We start from the raw sequence: 17,465 nt of genomic DNA, 5'->3' as shown, positions 1-17,465 counted from the left end.
TATTATAAAGAAACAGGTGTAATTAGTTTATAAAATTGGAGAAATGAGTCTAGAGATAGACTCTTTAAATTTAATGACTAAGGAACGATTTTTGTACTTTTCAAGTGTGAGTTCCTCACAAAGTTTTAAGTCCTGCTTGAAAATTTCTGCGAGTTTTTGTGAGATTCCTTTATTATAAATAAAACCATTAATTTCAAAATTAAGTTTAAAGCTACGGATATCAAAATTAGCTGTACCAACAGAACAAATTTCTTCATCGACTACTATGGTTTTAGCATGAAGAAAACCATTTTCATAGGTGAAACAACGTACACCGCTTTCTAAAAGTTCTCCTATATGTGAATAAGTAGCCCAATAAACGCACATATGGTCTGGTTTATTAGGAATCATGATACGAACATCCTTACCAGATAAAGCAGCTAATTTCAAGGCAGTCATAATACCATCATCAGGAATAAAGTAGGGCGTTTGAATGTAAACAGATTGTTTAGCAGAATGAATCATTTTGATGTAGCCATTATGAATACTAGCGTATTTTGAGTCAGGACCACTAGATACAATTTGCATACCTACATGGCCTGAAGAAGTGACAACTTCAGAAGGAATATAAGCTTCTAAGGATAGATTTTCACCTGTTGCAAATCTACGGTCTAATAGAAATTGTAAATTAATAAGATGTACACTGCTACCCGTTAATTTCATATGAGTATCTCGCCAATAACCAAATTTCTTATTAAGTCCGATATATTCGTTCCCAATATTAAAGCCACCTAAGTAAGCAACCTCACCATCAATAATACAAAGTTTTCTGTGGTTACGGTAATTAGCACGTTTTTTTATAAAAGGAATATAAGAACGAAAGAAACAACTTACCTTTATACCAACTTTTCGCATTTCACCAAAGAATTTGCGCGAATTACCGAAGCATCCCATTTCATCGTATAAAACAAAGACTTTAATACCTTCATTAGCTTTTTTTATAAGTAAGTCTTTAAAAAGGTTACCTAGTCCATCATCTCTAATAATGTAGGATTCAATATGTACATAGCTCTTGGCATTATTAATAGCTTTAAAAAGGTTTTTAAATAAGCTGCAGCCATCAGTAAATAGTTCTATTTCATTATCTTCTGTATAAAGAGCTTCATGTCCGCTTAAATGTAAATGAATCAAATCCTTGTAAGAAGTAATAAGGGGGTTAGAGTAAGCCCCTAAATTAAAGTCAAAAACAGCTTGTTGACGATGAATGAGAGCTAGGAAATTATCTTCTTCCTCCTTTTTACTAAAGGTTTTTCGCTTTCGTAAATCTTGCCCTATAAGTAGATAAAGAATGAATCCGACAATAGGTACAAAAAGCATAATCATGATCCAAGCCCAAGTTGCGCTGGCATTTTTGTGCTCAAGAAATACAACAGATAAAACAAGTAAAATATTAATAAAAAGGAAAATATCAAACCAGCCGAAACCGGAAAGTAAAAATGACATTTTTGCACCGCCTTAATCAATATATTTTCTATTATACGCAGTTAAAATAAAAATAAGATGAAAAAATAGAAAAATTAGAAAATAAATCACGAACGGTTTTTACTTTGCTACATTGTGTTCTAACAGTTGATATGATATACTTATCTAAGCTTGGCTAAATCTATAAAAGCCTGAAGGAAATGCACAACGAGGAGGTATTTGTAATGAACTGGACAATCTTTTGGATTGTAATGGCGGTACTTGCTGCTATACTAGTTGGTCTCTATTTCTGGGGAAGAAAGATGCAAAAGAAATATGATGAACAACAACAACTCATAACAGAAAACAAACAATCTTTATCTATATTTGTTATTGATAAAAAGAAGGATCATTTAAGTAATCTTAAACTACCAAAGCAAATGAAAGAACAACTTCCATGGATTTATAAAAAACGTAAAATGCCTGTTGTTATTGCTAAGATCGGACCACAAATTCAAACCCTTTTATGTGATCAAAAGGTATTTGATAGTATTCCTACTAAGAAACAAATTAAAGTTGAATTAGCTGGAATCCTTATTGTAAATGTAGTATCTGGTAAATTACCAGACACTAAGAAAAAAGGTTTCTTCTCTAAGAAAAAAGATAAAAAGAAGGAAGAAATTAAGGCAGCTAAAAAATAGGTGCAATGAAGTAGCTCTCACCAAGGATATTAGACTTTGGGAGGGCTATTATTATTTTACTGGATATAAATTCAAGATCATGAGATATTAATACATAAAGGTGGCATATATATAAGAATGAAGAATTAAGAGTTAAGAATGAAAAATTAAAATGGAAAATGAAGAGTGAAGAATAAAGAACAAATAATTAATAATAAAAGAATAAAGAATAAGAAATAATGATTAAAAATGAAAGATAGAGAATAGGTAGCTAAGAATTAAGAATGAAGATGAGAAACGAAGAAGAGCTAATTAATAAGCTGAGTAGGAGGAAAAAAATGTGGAATAGAGCTAAAGAGAATAGAATAGTACAGTTTTTGAGAAAAATGATTAGGCGATATAGTGCTCATAATGTATCAGCCACAAGTGCTTATATGGCCTATTATTGGGTACTAGCTTTCTTTCCTTTTATTATTTTTTTGATTAGTTTATTAAGCTATACTAAGATTCCTGTAAGTGTTCTATTGCAGTATTTATCTGAGATGGTACCTGACAGTCTTGTGCCTGTTATTGAAAATACCATAAAGCAATTTATTTTATATAGAAGTACAGCATTACTATCGGTAGGAGGATTAGTGACACTTTGGTCTGCAGGAACAGCTGTTAATGCACTTACAAGAGGGATTCATATAGCGTATAATTCAAAATATATTAAGCCATTTTGGCAAGCTAGGTTAATTGCTTTAGTATATACTGTTCTATTAGCATTACTTCTTATCTTACTGATGGTAGGACTTGTTTTTGGTAATCGCCTTGGGGATTATTTGTTTGGTGTATTAGATATGCAAAAGGGGATTTTTATGCCTATTTGGAATATGGCCAGACTCACGATGCCTTTTATCGCATTAATTGTGGTACTGTACATTATTTATAAGTTCATTCCTAGGAAATACTTGAAAAGTACCAATGTATGGCCTGGCGTTATGTTTACTTCTGTAGGCTGGTATTTATTTTCTCTGATATTTTCTATTTACGTAGATAATTATAGTAAATATAATCAACTATATGGTAGTATAGGAAGTGTATTCATTTTACTGATATGGTTGTATGGGAGCTGTACTTTATTGTTGTTAGGAGCAGAGATTAATGCTCAGCTTCAAGAAATACGTATCGAAAAAATCATAAGAAGAATAGGACCGAATCTTTAATAGCAATCAATATGAGGTGATTCAAATGAAGACATTAAATCAAAGCTTTTATTTACAAGATGCTATCCATGCAGCTAAAGCTCTCTTAGGAAAGTTTTTAGTAAGAAGTAAAGGCGATAAAAATTATTATTTTAAAATAGTAGAAACAGAAGCGTATATGGGAGAAGGGGACAAGGGAGCCCATGCTTTTGGTGGCAAAAGAACTAATCGCACAGCGCCTATGTTTGAAATAGGTGGAATTACCTATATTTACTTAATTTATGGTATGTATCATTGCTTAAACATTGTGGTGAACAAAGAAGAAGTACCGCAGTGCGTTCTTATTAGAGCGGTGGAGCCTTTAGATGAAGCTGCTATTTCATTTGCAAAAGTGCATAGAAATATTAAATCAAGTAAGGTGGCTGATTTAACTAATGGACCAGGAAAGCTTTGTAAGGCATTAGCTATCGATAAAAGCTTAAATGCTAAGTCTGTTAAGGAGCAAGGAGCTCTTTGGCTAGCAGAAGGTGAAGAAGAAAACTTCAAAATAATCAGTGCAAAACGCATTAACATCCCTTATGCAGAGGAGTACCAAGATGTATTATGGCGTTTTTATATAAAGGATAATCCTTTCGTATCAGTTAAATAAAAAAATAATAATGCTTAATGAATAATGAGAGATAATTAACAATTCCTCATTTTTCATTATTCATTAAGTATTAAAGAAGTAAGCAGGAATTAAAGGAGAGATGACATGATAGAAAAAGCAATTAAACATGCAAAGAAACCGAGTTTTTCATTTGAAATTTTTCCGCCTAAGGGGACTGCGGATTTAAGTGGTGTATATGCAACTATTGATGGACTTGCTAGCCTAGCACCAGATCTTATTAGTGTTACTTATGGGGCCGGTGGCAGTAGTAGAGAAAATACAGTAGATATTGCTTCTGCTATTCAAAATAAATATGACATCCCAGCGCTTGCACATTTGACTTGCGTAGGAAGTACAAAAGCAGAGATGGATGATATTCTTACTCATTTAAAAGACAAGGGTGTTAAAAATATATTAGCTATGAGGGGCGATTTAGGAGAAAATGCTGTATTAGGTGATTTCAAGCATGCTTCAGAGCTTATAGCATACATAAAAGAAAACTATGATTTTAAAGTATTTGGCGCATGTTATCCAGAAAAGCATATAGAGGCCTATAGCATGGGAGAGGATTTAAAGCATCTTAAGCATAAGGTAGAATGTGGTACAGATGAACTGATTTCTCAATTGTTCTTTGATAATAATGCTTTTTATAGTTTTATAGATAAAGTAAGAGGGATAGGGATTGAAGTGCCTGTAGTAGCAGGTATCATGCCTGTGACTTCTGCAAAGCAAATCGACCGTATGGTATCTATGTGCGGCGCAACTCTTCCAGAAGAAGTACAACATTTTGTGAAGGCTTATGGTCATAATAGTATGGCTATTAAAGAAGCAGGAATAGCATATGCTACTAGTCAAATTATTGATTTATTAGCAAATGGTGTAGATGGCATTCATCTTTATACAATGAATCAGCCAGAAGTAGCTAAGAGGATTGTAGAGAATATACGTGGCATTTTATATGCTCTTAAAGTAAAGAGAGCTTAGGACTAGAGAGGATGTGACTTATGATAACTCATACGATGCTAAGTGATGCGCTTAGATATATAGGGGTGCCTAAGGATAGGGCAGATGAAACAATTAAACAAAAGGTAATGGACACTTTTAGCTTTTTAGAAGAGGTAGCTTTGCCTAGAGTTACTTATAGAAAGCTAATGCTTAGCAAAAGGGAGTTATCAGAGGAAGACGTATTTTTTAAAAATACGTCTCTTATTGTAAAAAGCAAAGATTTAGTAAAGTTATTTAAGAACTGTGAAAGTTGCTATATATTAGCAGCTACATTGGGACAAGATGTAGATAAGCAGATTCACTTAAAACAGAGATTAGATATGCTTGATGCAGTCGTATTAGATGCCTGTAGTTCTGTACTTATTGATAAGGTTTGTGATGATATAGAGGTAGAACTTATGGAGCAGCTAGAAGAAAATACTTATTTGACCATGCGCTTTAGTCCAGGCTATGGAGATGTACCACTAGAGTTTTCAGGAGATATTCTAAAGCTTTTAGAGGCATCTAAAAGGATAGGGCTTACTCTAACTAAATCTTATATGTTACTGCCTAGCAAATCAGTAACAGCTATTATAGGTGTTTCAAATGAAAAGGAGAATAGGCAAAAATCTTGCATGAATTGTAATTTGGTAAAACAGTGCTTATACAGGAAGAGAGGAGAACGCTGTGGTTTGTAATGTTTTAGGTAAAAGACGTTTATATTTTGATGGTGCTATGGGAACAGCCGTTCAAAGTAGAGGATTAAAGTTAGGTGAGGTGCCGGAATTATTTAATATCACTCATCCAGAAATTATAGAAGAAATTCATAGAGCGTATTTAGAAGCAGGAAGTAACTTCGTAACAACAAATACTTTTGGTGCAAATAGATACAAGATAGAGGAAAAGGGTTATACAGTAGAACAGATTATCTCAAAAGCTGTGGAGATAGCTAAAGCTGCTAAGGAAGATTTCCCAGATTCATATATTGCACTAGATATAGGACCTAGTGGAAAAGTATTGAGGCCTGTAGGAGATGTGGAGTTTGAAGAAGTCTACGAAATCTTTAAAGAGCAAGTTATTGCAGGTGAAAAAGCAGGCTGTGATGTTATTCTATGTGAAACTTTTACTGATCTTTATGAGCTTAAGGCAGCAGTTTTAGCAGCTAAAGAAAATACATCTTTACCTGTATTTTGTACGATGAGCTTTGAAGAGAATGGTAGAACTTTCTTTGGAACAAGCATCGAGAGTATGATTTTAACTTTGGAAGGTCTTGGTGTTTCAGCTCTTGGTGTGAATTGCTCTTTAGGACCTAAGCAATTAAAGGAAATTGTAAAACGTATTACTAAGCTTAGCCATATCCCGGTTATGGTGCAGCCTAATGCTGGACTTCCTGTTATGCAGGGAGAAAATGTACACTATGATATTACGGCAGAAGAATTTGCAGAGATTATGAAAGAGTTTGCTGAGGATGGTGTGAGTATTTTAGGTGGATGTTGTGGAACAACACCAGAGTATATTGAGAAAACTGTGGATAAAACTAAAGACATACCTTATGAATTACTTGAAAGAGAAAAGGTGACAGGTATATGTAGTAGTTCAGAGGTTGTTTATTTTGATGATGTCGTAGTTATTGGAGAACGACTTAATCCTACAGGTAAGAAAATGCTTCAACAAGCGCTTAGAAATCATGATATGGATTATGTTTTAAGAGAAGCCATTAAACAGCAAGAACAAGGAGCTCATATCCTAGATGTTAATATGGGATTACCTGATATCGATGAAGTAGAAATGCTAAAACAAGCGGTAGTAGAAGTACAAAGTATTGTAGGTTTACCACTACAAATTGACTCCTCTAATGTAGACGCCTTAGAAGCAGCAGTTAGGATTTATAATGGAAAGCCACTTATTAACTCTGTTAATGGTAAGAAGGAAAGCTTGGAGGCTGTTTTACCTATTGCTAAAAGATATGGGGCATGTATTTTAGGATTGACACTAGATGAAAAGGGAATTCCAGAAACAGCAGAGGAAAGGTTAATCGTAGCAAAGCGTATTGTAGATGCCGCAGTGAGAGAGGGTATACCTAAAGAAGATATTTTTATTGACTGTTTAGTTGTAACTGCCTCGGCCCAGCAGAGCCTTGTGAAAGAAACATTAAAGGCCGTGAGATTAGTTAAAGAAGAATTAGGGGTTAAGACGATTTTAGGAGTAAGCAATGTATCTTTTGGATTGCCACAGCGTCCTATTATTAATAAGACGATGCTAGCTATGGCACTTATAGAGGGACTAGATGCACCGATTATGAACCCTGGAGATGCAGGAATGATGGAAGCCATTTCAGCTTATAGAGTACTTATGGGAAAGGATCAAGACTCTAAGGCATATATAGATAAGTATTCTGGTGAAAATAGTAGCATTGGAGCTGCAATGAGTAATGTTATTCATAATGAAACTATTATGAGCATGAATTTAGCTATTAAAAAGGGCTTGAAAGAAGAAGCTAAAACGGTTACTTTAGAATTAATGAAAGAAAAAAGTCCGCTAGAAATGATTGAGTTGGATATTATTCCTGCTCTTAATGAAGTAGGAAAACTCTATGAAACGGGTGTGATTTTCTTACCACAGCTTATCAAATCAGCTGAAGCTGCTAAGGCGGCATTTGAGATTCTGCAAGTTGAAATGAGTAAGCAAAATGTAGAAGCTAGAACCACTAAGACAAAGGTGGTTTTAGCCACCGTATATGGTGATATCCATGATATTGGCAAGAACATTGTAAAGGTCATTATGGAAAACTATAACTTTGAAGTAATTGATTTAGGTAAGGATGTACCTAGTGAGAGAGTAATCGAGGCAGTTAAAAAGCATGAGGTTAGAATTGTTGGATTAAGTGCACTTATGACTACCACTGTAAATAGTATGAAAGATACGATTACTTTACTTAGGAAAGAATGTGAAGAAGTAAAGGTTATAGTAGGTGGAGCAGTACTTACTCCAGAGTTAGCACAGTATGTAGGAGCTGACTATTTTGCTAAGGACGCAATGGAAACTGTACGTATTGCAAGTAGCCTTTAAAGATAACCAACAAAATCCTGTAGACTATTTGATTTTCCTTGAAATTTGTTATAAATTAGTATATAGGTAAAGGAGAAGATTATGAGAAAAATAGCTATTGTTACAGACACAGCATCAGACATTAGTATAGATGATGCTAAAAAGTATGATATTAAAATATTACATTATCAAATTGTTTATAAAGATAAGACTTATAAAGACCAATTAGAGATTACAGCAAAAGAAGTTATTGATACCTTAGAGGAAGAAGTACCGACAACTTCATTACCTTCTTTAGATGAAATACATGAAGTCTTTGATGAATTAGTAAAGGAAGGGTATAAAGAAGTTTTAGTTATTCCATTATCCTCAGGTTTATCAGGGTGTTTCAATGCCATCAACATGGTCAAGGAAGATTATCAGGCCTTAAATGCAGTTGTTTATGATTCACGTACTATTTCAGCAGCTCAAGCTGTTTTAGCTATTAAAGCTGCTGAAATGGCAGATGCAGGCTGTGAAATGAAAGAAATTATTAGTGAACTAGATAAGATGAGAGAAAATCAAAATACTCTATTTATAGTAGATACACTTAAATATCTTTTATTAGGGGGGAGAATAGGACATGTATCTGCAGCAGTAGGTAAACTGCTTAATCTTAAACCAATTATTACAATTGGGGATGATGGTAAGTACGAAACTGTAGCTAAAGTAAGAGGCAGAGCTAAAGCAATTAGTTACTTTGTAAACAAAGTCCAAGAAATATTAAAGGATGGAAAAGAATACAAACTATACTTTTCACATGCAGCAGGAGAAGAAATTAAAGATAAAATCATTGCTTTAATTAAGGAAGTAAAACCAGATGTCAAGATTGAAGGGGTATGTTGGATTAGTCCAGTAGCTTGTGTTCATTGTGGGCCTGGTTATGTGGGAATGCTTATTCAGCGTATTTAATTTAAAGTAGGGGGGAAGAGCATGAACACTGATTTAATAGAAAATCAAGAAGAAAGTGTTGAATACTTGCAAATAGAATTACAGCAACAACGCGGAATGCTCTGGCTACTGGGAGAAATTATGAAAGCAGCCATGAACATTACTTCCTTTAAGCAACTTATGTCTGTTTTAACAGATATGCTTATGGGAGTAATGGGAGTTACAACTTGCTATCTTTGGTTAAAAAGAGAAACAAGCGCAGTAGAAGATTATAAGGTTTATTTTAGAAGTATAGAGCTTAAAAATGAATTTAGAGAAATCAAGCATATTGCCATACCAGCTTCTATAAAAGGCGTAGCAGAATCTCACTCCTACTCAAAAGAAGAGATCAATGGATCATTAATTGACTGCATTAACACACCTTGTTCAAGGCTTGCAGTACCTCTTAAAAATTTTAACGATGATAGTATTTTTGGAGCTCTAGTTTTAGAACATGAGGAAGAAAATTTCTTTACAGCTAATACGATTGCTTTTTTCGAAACGCTAACTGTGTTTATTGCAACTAATGCTCAAAATTCCAAGTTATTACAAAGTGTATCGACGGAATCAATAACAGATCCCTTAACAGGAACTTACAATAGGCGTCATCTAGATCATATGCTAAAAGAAATATGTATAGATAATAAGGATATGACAGTAGCCGTAGTGGATACAGATAACTTTAAATCTATTAATGATGTGTTAGGACATTTAGAGGGAGATGCTGTTTTAAAAGCGATTTCCCAGCTAGCTAAAGGCAGTGTAAAAGAATATGGAGGAGAAGTAATCCGCTATGGAGGTGATGAGTTTGTACTGCTCATTCCTAGACCTTTAGATGAAGCTATACATATATTAGAAGAATTTAGGCAAGCTGTATACTATATTCGTATAACATATGAATTAGCAACACCTATAACAGTAACACTTGGAGCATGTTCTTATCCTGCTATGGCAGCAACACCAGAGGAAGCTATTGAGGCGGCAGATAATGCCTTGATTAGAGGAAAAGTAAAGGGAAAAAATAGGGTTGTTTTAGCAACTGATGAGGATATTGAAGCTTGCCGAGTCAATAAGTTATAAAATAATCCCGAAGAATTAAGGAGTAAATACAATGGATAAAATTCGTGTAATGAGTGTATTTGGTACAAGACCAGAAGCTGTGAAAATGGCACCGCTTGTAAAGGAGCTAGAGAAACATCAAGACATTGAAAGTCTTGTATGTGTTACAGCACAACATAGGGAAATGTTAGACCAAGTACTAGAACTTTTTGATATTAAACCTGATTATGATCTAGATATTATGAAGCAAAGGCAAACCTTAACAGGTATAACTAATCGTGTATTAGAAGGGCTCGACAAGGTTTTTGGAGAAGCAAAGCCTGATATTGTTTTAGTTCATGGGGACACAACGACTTCTTTCGCAGCAGCATTAGCAGCATTTTATAAACAAATAAAAGTAGGTCACGTAGAAGCAGGACTAAGAACTTATAACAAATATGAGCCATTTCCAGAAGAAATGAATCGTAAATTAACAGGTTCACTTGCGGATCTTCATTTTTCTCCTACCCCTCTGGCAAAAGAGAATCTGTTACGTGAGGCGGTAAGTGATGAGCATATTTATGTAACTGGTAATACAGTTATTGATGCTTTAAAAACAACTGTTGAAGCAGAATATAATTTTACCGTAGAAGAACTTAATACTATTGATTATACTAATAAACGTGTTATTACTATGACAGCTCATAGAAGAGAAAATCTCGGGCAGCCACTTCATAATATATGTGAGGCTATTAAAGAGGTTTTATTAGAAAATGAAGATACTGAACTTGTTTATGCAGTGCACAAAAATCCAGCAGTAAGAGAGGTGGCATTTGGGGTATTAGGGGATTTACCTAGAGTACATTTGGTAGAACCATTAGACCTTAAAGATATGCACAATCTTATGAAACGTTCTTATTTAGTTCTAACAGATTCAGGTGGGTTACAAGAAGAAGTACCATCTCTTGGGAAACCTGTTTTAGTACTTAGAAATGTAACTGAAAGACCAGAAGGTATTGAAGCAGGTACTTTAAAGCTTGCAGGAATTGAACAAGAAACAATTCATGCTCTTACTACAGAATTATTGACAGATAGAGCATTATATGACCAAATGGCACAAGCTAAGAATCCATTTGGTGATGGAGAAGCTTCAAGACGTATTGTAGAGGCTATTCTTTATGAATTCAATAAAGTGGAGACTAAACCAGCAGATTACTGCTATAAAGCCTAGAATAAAAAAGTAATACATCCTTTAAGTGTGGATGTATTACTTTTATTATTTATTGAGATAATAGGTGAAGAAACAAAAGTTGTGATTATTAAATGGCTTATTTGCAGAAGCATAGAAAGGGTAATAATTAACAAAAAAAATATTATATTTTACCAATAAATCAGAAAAAAATTCTTGTATTTTAGGGAAAAAACGACATTTAGAAACAGTATATGACAAATATACATTTTGAAAGGAATGTATATTGTACAAGTATCCAGAAGCTGTTTCTCTTGAAATTTTATGGATTTTACTATAAAGTATAATTAATATGGGTTATTATGTAGAAAGTAGGGTGTAAATCGTGAAAATTAGTTCGTGGGCTAAGAGTTTAAGTTTAATTTCCCAATTAGGGATAACAATGATTACACCTATTTTAATTTGTACTTTTATCGGGATATTCATTGATGAAAAAGTAAAGACAGCTCCAATTTTTACTATCATTTTTATTATTTTAGGAGTAGGGGCAGCTTTTAGAAATTTATTTTATTATACTAGTAAGCAGGCTAAGAAAGAGGATAAACATGAATAATGAAATGTTTAAGAAAAATTTCATGTTAATTTGCATGATATTGTTTTCATTAATTGTATATATTATAGGCATACTATTGGTAGCCGATAAGCTAGGCTGGACCTTAGGGATTACTTTTGGTTTAGTTTTTTCCTTACTTAAGTTAAAGCTTATGCAAAATACGATTGCAAAAGCTATTGCTATGCCAGAAGGAAAAGCACAAAAGTATGCAAACGTTCAGTATATGATTAGATATATTCTTACAGGTGTTGTACTGGTTATAGCAGCGCTAGAGCCAAGTATTAATTTATTAGGTGTGTTTTTTGGACTTATTTCCATGAAGGTAGGTGCTTATGCACAGTTAGCCCTCAATAAAAAAGCACAGTAGAATTGGCAAATGGAACCTTTTAGGTTCTTTGCATATATATTTTAGATGGAAGGAGCGTGAGTAAGTGGGTGACAATCTAGATTTTGGTGCACAATTGTATTTTAAGCTCTTTGAAGTAAATGGTCAGCCTGTTTATCTAACTCAAACTATTGTTAGTACATGGCTTATTATGCTTGGACTTATCCTTGTGGCAGTTATTTTAAGGGTCAAAATGAGAAAATTCAAAGAAGTACCAGAAACAAAATTACAAACCACGGTTGAAATGATAGTAGATATGATCAATAACTTTACTATCTCCAGTATGGGACCAGCAGGGAAAAAGTTTGCGGGCTATTACGGTCCACTTCTTATTTATATTGCGGTTTGTAACTTATCTGGCCTTATTGGCATCAGACCACCGACAGCAGATTTTGCAACGACACTTGCCTTTGCACTCATTACATTCTTTATGATTCATGGCTTTGGTATTAAATCAAAAGGAGTTGGGTACTTTAAAGGTTTCTTGGAACCTTTCCCACTTTTACTACCAATCAACATTATTGGTGAACTTGCAACGCCAGTTTCATTAAGCTTCCGTTTGTTTGGTAATATCCTTGGTGGATCAATTATTATGGGGCTTGTTTATGCGATGTTCCCTAAAATTGTAGTTTTCCTTGGTATACCAGCAGTGCTTCACGGATACTTTGACGTTTTTGCAGGTGCACTTCAAGCATTTATTTTCGTAATGCTTAGTATGACATTCGTGTCAAGTGCCATGGAATAGGAATGAGGTGAAAAAATGTCAGGATTTATGGACTTTTTATTTGGTTGGATGCAAAATGTAGACCCTAAAGCGCTCATTTTAGCCTTTTCAGCAATCGGAGCAGGTTTTGCAATGATTGGCGGTATTGGGCCGGGAATCGGACAAGGTTATGCAGCAGGGAAAGCAGCGGAAGCTGTGGGGAAAAACCCAGGAGAAGGTAGTAAACCAGCTACACTTGTTATGCTTCTAGGAGCAGCTGTAGCAGAGACGTCAGGAATTTTCTCTCTGGTTATTGCTATTATTATGTTATTTGCTAATCCATTAGTAAATAAAACAGGTGTTGGTTTAGTGCTTGCATGTTCAGCGATTGGAGCAGGATTATCAATGATTGCAGGTATTGGACCTGGAGTCGGACAAGGTTATGCAGCAGGTAAAGCTGCAGAAGCAGTAGGTAATAGACCTAAGCTTCAAGCTACAATACTTAGAACTATGTTACTAGGTCAAGCAGTAGCGCAAACAACTGGTATTTATGCCCTTATTATTGCCTTATTATTACTCTTTGTAAACATCTTTTAAGACTACTTCTAGCGAAGTTCTAGATTATTATAGTATTTTAAGAGACAGCATGGGATAGGCATAAATAAAAAGATTTAAGTTAATTTAAATAATTTTAAAAGCAACTATTAAGGAGGATTTTAATTATGGATAATCAACAAATCGATGGAAACGCTTTAATCTTAGCATGTTCAGCAATTGGTGCAGGTCTTGCTATGATCGCAGGTATTGGACCTGGTATTGGACAAGGTTATGCAGCTGGTAAAGGTGCAGAAGCAGTAGGTCGTCAACCAGAAGCTCAATCTACAATCGTAAGTACTATGCTTTTAGGAGCAGCTGTAGCAGAGACAACAGGTATTTACGGTCTTATCGTAGCTATTATTCTTTTATTCGCAAACCCACTTATTACAAAATACCAATCTTTATAAGAAGCGAATTAAAATAATAGCAACATAGACGAGAAAGGAGGGAGCTTCCCTTTGAATACATCATTAATTACTGTATTAGCTGCAACTGAGTTGCCAGGAAGAATCATAGGATTTGATGCTCAGTTACTAACTGATTTAGGGTTACAATTATTCTCTACTTTAGTTATTGTTGTAGCACTTTACTTCATTCTTCACAAACCAGTGACTGCGATGCTTGATAAGAGAAAACAAGCTATTGCGAATGAGATTAACGAAGCTAAAGCTACAAATGCAAATGCAGCTAAGCTTAAAGCAGATTATGAAGATAAAATCGCGGGTATTGAAGAAGAAGCAGCACAAATCCTTAAAGAGACTAGAGCGAAAGCTTTAGCTAGAGAAGAGCAAATGGTTGCAGAAGCTAAGAAAGAAATCGAAGCTATGAAAGCCAAAGCTGCAAATGACATTCTTCTTGAACAAGAACGTGTTAAAGATGAGATGAAAACTCAGCTTATTGATGTTTCTACTCTTATGGCAAGTAAATTTGTTGCCCTCTCAATAGATGAAAACAAACATCAAGAAATCATTGACGATATTATTAAAGAGATGGGGGATGTACAGTGGCTAAGTTAGTTGTTAAAAGATATGCTACTGCCCTATTTGATATCGCTAGTTCTGAAGGGAAAATGGCAACCTATGAAGAAGAGGTAAAAGTCATTATTAAAGTACTTCAGGATGAACCAGACTTTATGGCAGTTTTAGAAAATCATAAAGTTACAACAGAGGAAAAAATCAGTCTCCTTGAAACTATTTTTACAGGTAAAGTAGAAAACTCTATTTTAGGACTTTTAGTTTTACTTGTGAAAAAAGGTAGACAGTCTGAAATGATAAATGTACTTGAAGGTTTCCTTGAACGTATTAAAAAGGAATCCGGTATTGTTAAAGCAACTGTTACATCGGCTGTAGCACTTAAAGAAGGCCAAGTAGAAGCTATTAAAGCAAAGCTTGAAGCAAGTACAAAAAGCAAAATTGAACTTGAAACAATCGTAGATGAAGGCATTATAGCAGGACTAGTGATTAGAGTTGGCGATAAAGTTGTAGACGCTAGTATTAAAGGCGAGATGCAAGCTTTAAAGAAACAATTATCAAAGCTTAGACCTGCATAGAAAGGGGTGTATTCAGTTAATGAATCTGAGACCAGAAGAAATCAGTAGTATTATTAAAGACCAGATTAAAAACTATAAAGCACACCTTCAGGCAGAAGAAGTTGGAACTGTTATCACTGTTGGTGACGGTATCGCACGTGTACATGGACTTGAAAAGGCTATGTCAGGTGAGCTTCTTGAGTTCCCAGGTGAAGTTTATGGTATGGTACAAAACTTAGAAGAAGACAACATCGGGGTTGTTCTCTTAGGTTCTGACCAAAACATCAAAGAAGGTGACACAGTTAAATCAACAGGACGTGTTGTAGAGGTACCAGTAGGTGATGCTCTTAGTGGACGCGTTGTAAATGCACTTGGTCAACCTATCGATGGAAAAGGTCCAATTAACACAGATAAATTTAGACCAGTAGAACGTGTTGCATCAGGCGTTATCGACAGAAAATCAGTTGATACACCACTTCAAACAGGTCTTAAAGCAATCGATGCCATGGTACCAATCGGTCGTGGACAACGTGAGCTTATTATCGGAGATAGACAAACAGGTAAAACTGCTATTGCTATCGATACAATCATTAACCAAAAAGGTAAAGATTGTTTATGTATCTATGTTGCAATCGGGCAAAAAGCTTCAACAGTTGCACAATTAGTTAACGCTTTAGAAAAAGCAGATGCTATGAGCTATACAACAATCGTAGTAGCTACAGCTTCAGAAGCTGCACCTCTTCAATATCTTGCACCATATGCAGGTGTTACAATGGGTGAAGAATGGATGGAACAAGGTAAGGACGTTCTTATCGTATATGATGATTTATCAAAACATGCGGTAGCTTATCGTACAATGTCATTACTTCTTCATAGACCACCAGGTCGTGAAGCTTATCCAGGGGATGTATTCTACTTACACTCTCGTCTTCTTGAAAGAGCTGCTAGACTTTCTGATGAACTTGGTGGCGGTTCAATCACTGCGCTTCCAATTATTGAAACACAAGCAGGGGATATCTCAGCTTATATCCCAACAAACGTGATTTCTATTACAGATGGACAAATCTTCCTTGAAACAGAACTTTTCAACGCTGGTGTACGTCCTGCGGTTAACCCAGGGCTTTCAGTATCTCGTGTTGGTGGTGCTGCTCAAATCAAGGCAATGAAACAAGTAGCAGGTCCTATCCGTACAGAACTTGCTCAATATAGATCACTTGCTGCTTTCGCACAATTCGGATCTGACCTTGATACTGCTACTAAAAATGCATTAACACAAGGTGAACGTATTACAGAGATTCTTAAACAACCTCAGTACTCACCACTTGAAGTAAGTAAACAAGTTATTATTCTTTTTGCTGCGACTAGAAAGTTCCTTATGGATATTCCACTTTCAGAAGTAGCAAGATTCCAAAGCGAACTCTTTGATTTTGTAGATACTAAGTATCCAGAAATCTTAGTAGAAGTAGCTGGTAAAGAGGGTCTTACAAAAGAATTAGAAGCTAAATTAAATGACATCGTAACAGAATTTAAAAAAAGCTTTAGTATAAAGTAGAAAAGGGGTGAACGAGGATGGCGTCTTTGCAAGATATTAAAGGGCGAATCAGGAGTATCGATAGCACTAAGAAAATTACAAGTGCTATGAATCTTGTTGCTACCTCTAAGCTTAATAAAAGTAAAGAGGCAGCTCTTAAAACAAGACCCTTTTTCAATAAAATTCTTTTAGTTATGCAATCAATTGCTGCTAATGCTAATGGACAAGGTTCACCTTTTCTTAAAGCAAATGGCTCAGATGTGAAAGCATATATTACTTTATCAGGAGATAAAGGACTTTGTGGTGGTTACAATTCAAATATTTGTAAGCTTACTATGGGTGCTATCGAAGATAAAGAAAAAACCCACTTAGTAGTTGTAGGGAGAAGAGGTATTGATCAATTTAGGTCAAAAGGTTTTACAGTAGCAAAAGGTGTAACTGATATTTCAGAGTCACCTACTTATTTCTCTGCAAAAGAGATTGCAGATTATGTAACTAACCTATTTTTAAAAGGGGAAATTGGAGAAGTTTATTTATCTTATACAAGCTTCAAATCAACCATCCAACAAGAACCAACGATGGTAAGAATTTTACCATTAGATATAAATCATGTTGAAAAACCAAAAAGTGAAGCAAACGAACCAAGCGATCTTTTAAGTTATGAACCATCATCAGAAGCTGTACTTGGATATATTATTCCAAGATATGTAGCGGATGTTATTTATGGTGCACTTTGTGAAGCAAGCGCTAGTGAAAATGGTGCGAGAATGACAGCTATGGATTCTGCTACAGAAAATGCGCAGGAGATCCAAGATAAGCTAAGCATTCAGTACAATAGAGCTAGACAAGCAGCTATTACACAAGAATTAACGGAAATCGTTGCGGGAGTAGGCGCACTCAAATAAGTAATAAAGGAGTGAACAA

Annotated in this window: 19 protein-coding genes and 1 pseudogene; 19 read left to right on the top strand and 1 reads right to left on the bottom strand. The window is 34.9% G+C overall.

The annotated features are described in order from the left end of the window. Nucleotides 1-27: 27 nt before the first annotated feature. Nucleotides 28-1,482: a cardiolipin synthase gene (gene cls, locus CLOLE_RS18260; RefSeq protein WP_013658597.1), complete on the bottom strand. Its 1,455-nt coding sequence runs from the start codon at nt 1,480-1,482 to the stop codon at nt 28-30. Nucleotides 1,483-1,685: 203 nt separating this feature from the next. On the opposite strand from cls, the gene CLOLE_RS18255 reads away from it, so the two are divergent. From CLOLE_RS18255 to atpG, 19 genes and pseudogenes are all read left to right on the top strand, one after another. After that, nucleotides 1,686-2,141, top strand: coding sequence for a hypothetical protein (locus tag CLOLE_RS18255; RefSeq protein ID WP_013658596.1), 456 nt, complete (start codon nt 1,686-1,688; stop codon nt 2,139-2,141). Nucleotides 2,142-2,458: 317 nt separating this feature from the next. Further along, nucleotides 2,459-3,328 (top strand): YihY/virulence factor BrkB family protein, encoded by an 870-nt coding sequence (locus tag CLOLE_RS18250; protein ID WP_013658595.1) that lies wholly within the window; start codon nt 2,459-2,461, stop codon nt 3,326-3,328. Between the two features lie 25 nt (nt 3,329-3,353). Next, complete coding sequence (locus CLOLE_RS18245) at nt 3,354-3,956, top strand: DNA-3-methyladenine glycosylase (protein WP_013658594.1); 603 nt, start codon at nt 3,354-3,356, stop codon at nt 3,954-3,956. 105 nt (nt 3,957-4,061) lie between these two features. Further along, nucleotides 4,062-4,940, top strand: a complete 879-nt coding sequence (gene metF / locus CLOLE_RS18240) for a methylenetetrahydrofolate reductase [NAD(P)H] (protein ID WP_013658593.1) — start codon at nt 4,062-4,064, stop codon at nt 4,938-4,940. A 20-nt stretch (nt 4,941-4,960) separates the two neighbouring features. Further along, nucleotides 4,961-5,638: a vitamin B12 dependent-methionine synthase activation domain-containing protein gene (locus tag CLOLE_RS18235; RefSeq protein ID WP_013658592.1), complete on the top strand. Its 678-nt coding sequence runs from the start codon at nt 4,961-4,963 to the stop codon at nt 5,636-5,638. After that, on the top strand, nt 5,628-8,009 hold the full coding sequence (locus tag CLOLE_RS18230; RefSeq protein ID WP_013658591.1) for a homocysteine S-methyltransferase family protein: 2,382 nt from the start codon (nt 5,628-5,630) through the stop codon (nt 8,007-8,009). The genes CLOLE_RS18235 and CLOLE_RS18230 overlap by 11 nt, the downstream gene beginning before the upstream one ends. A gap of 81 nt (nt 8,010-8,090) precedes the next feature. Then, the gene (locus CLOLE_RS18225; protein ID WP_013658590.1) at nt 8,091-8,939 is read left to right on the top strand and encodes a DegV family protein; all 849 of its coding nucleotides are present in this window, start codon (nt 8,091-8,093) and stop codon (nt 8,937-8,939) included. 21 nt (nt 8,940-8,960) lie between these two features. Continuing rightward, nucleotides 8,961-10,037: a sensor domain-containing diguanylate cyclase gene (locus CLOLE_RS18220; protein ID WP_013658589.1), complete on the top strand. Its 1,077-nt coding sequence runs from the start codon at nt 8,961-8,963 to the stop codon at nt 10,035-10,037. 31 nt (nt 10,038-10,068) lie between these two features. Beyond that, nucleotides 10,069-11,226, top strand: a complete 1,158-nt coding sequence (gene wecB / locus CLOLE_RS18215) for a non-hydrolyzing UDP-N-acetylglucosamine 2-epimerase (RefSeq protein ID WP_013658588.1) — start codon at nt 10,069-10,071, stop codon at nt 11,224-11,226. A gap of 343 nt (nt 11,227-11,569) precedes the next feature. Continuing rightward, a complete protein-coding gene (locus CLOLE_RS18210) occupies nt 11,570-11,797 on the top strand; it encodes an AtpZ/AtpI family protein (RefSeq protein ID WP_013658587.1) in 228 nt (75 codons plus the stop codon). Further along, entirely contained in the window at nt 11,790-12,164 is a 375-nt protein-coding gene (locus CLOLE_RS18205) for an ATP synthase subunit I (RefSeq protein ID WP_013658586.1), read from the top strand. The genes CLOLE_RS18210 and CLOLE_RS18205 overlap by 8 nt, the downstream gene beginning before the upstream one ends. A 64-nt stretch (nt 12,165-12,228) precedes the next feature. Further along, nucleotides 12,229-12,927 (top strand): F0F1 ATP synthase subunit A, encoded by a 699-nt coding sequence (gene atpB / locus CLOLE_RS18200; protein WP_013658585.1) that lies wholly within the window; start codon nt 12,229-12,231, stop codon nt 12,925-12,927. Nucleotides 12,928-12,975: 48 nt separating this feature from the next. Next, nucleotides 12,976-13,239, top strand: a pseudogene (locus tag CLOLE_RS24000) (ATP synthase Fo subunit C); the annotation flags it as partial. 15 nt (nt 13,240-13,254) lie between these two features. Next, on the top strand, nt 13,255-13,482 hold the full coding sequence (atpE, locus tag CLOLE_RS23995) for an ATP synthase F0 subunit C (protein ID WP_334290689.1): 228 nt from the start codon (nt 13,255-13,257) through the stop codon (nt 13,480-13,482). 125 nt (nt 13,483-13,607) lie between these two features. Continuing rightward, a complete protein-coding gene (gene atpE, locus CLOLE_RS18190; protein WP_013658583.1) occupies nt 13,608-13,889 on the top strand; it encodes an ATP synthase F0 subunit C in 282 nt (93 codons plus the stop codon). Between the two features lie 51 nt (nt 13,890-13,940). Further along, nucleotides 13,941-14,498, top strand: a complete 558-nt coding sequence (gene atpF / locus CLOLE_RS18185) for a F0F1 ATP synthase subunit B (protein WP_013658582.1) — start codon at nt 13,941-13,943, stop codon at nt 14,496-14,498. Next, nucleotides 14,486-15,031 (top strand): ATP synthase F1 subunit delta, encoded by a 546-nt coding sequence (gene atpH, locus CLOLE_RS18180; protein WP_013658581.1) that lies wholly within the window; start codon nt 14,486-14,488, stop codon nt 15,029-15,031. The genes atpF and atpH overlap by 13 nt, the downstream gene beginning before the upstream one ends. 19 nt (nt 15,032-15,050) lie before the next feature. Further along, on the top strand, nt 15,051-16,562 hold the full coding sequence (atpA, locus tag CLOLE_RS18175; protein WP_013658580.1) for a F0F1 ATP synthase subunit alpha: 1,512 nt from the start codon (nt 15,051-15,053) through the stop codon (nt 16,560-16,562). A 17-nt stretch (nt 16,563-16,579) separates the two neighbouring features. After that, nucleotides 16,580-17,446: an ATP synthase F1 subunit gamma gene (atpG, locus tag CLOLE_RS18170; RefSeq protein ID WP_041713090.1), complete on the top strand. Its 867-nt coding sequence runs from the start codon at nt 16,580-16,582 to the stop codon at nt 17,444-17,446. The last annotated feature ends 19 nt before the right edge of the window (nt 17,447-17,465 follow it).

The sequence above is a fragment of the Cellulosilyticum lentocellum DSM 5427 genome (genome assembly GCF_000178835.2).
GTDB classification, from domain to species: Bacteria; Bacillota; Clostridia; order Lachnospirales; family Cellulosilyticaceae; genus Cellulosilyticum; species Cellulosilyticum lentocellum.
Note: the sequence above shows the minus strand (reverse complement) of the source record. Positions and strands in the feature narration are given on the sequence as shown.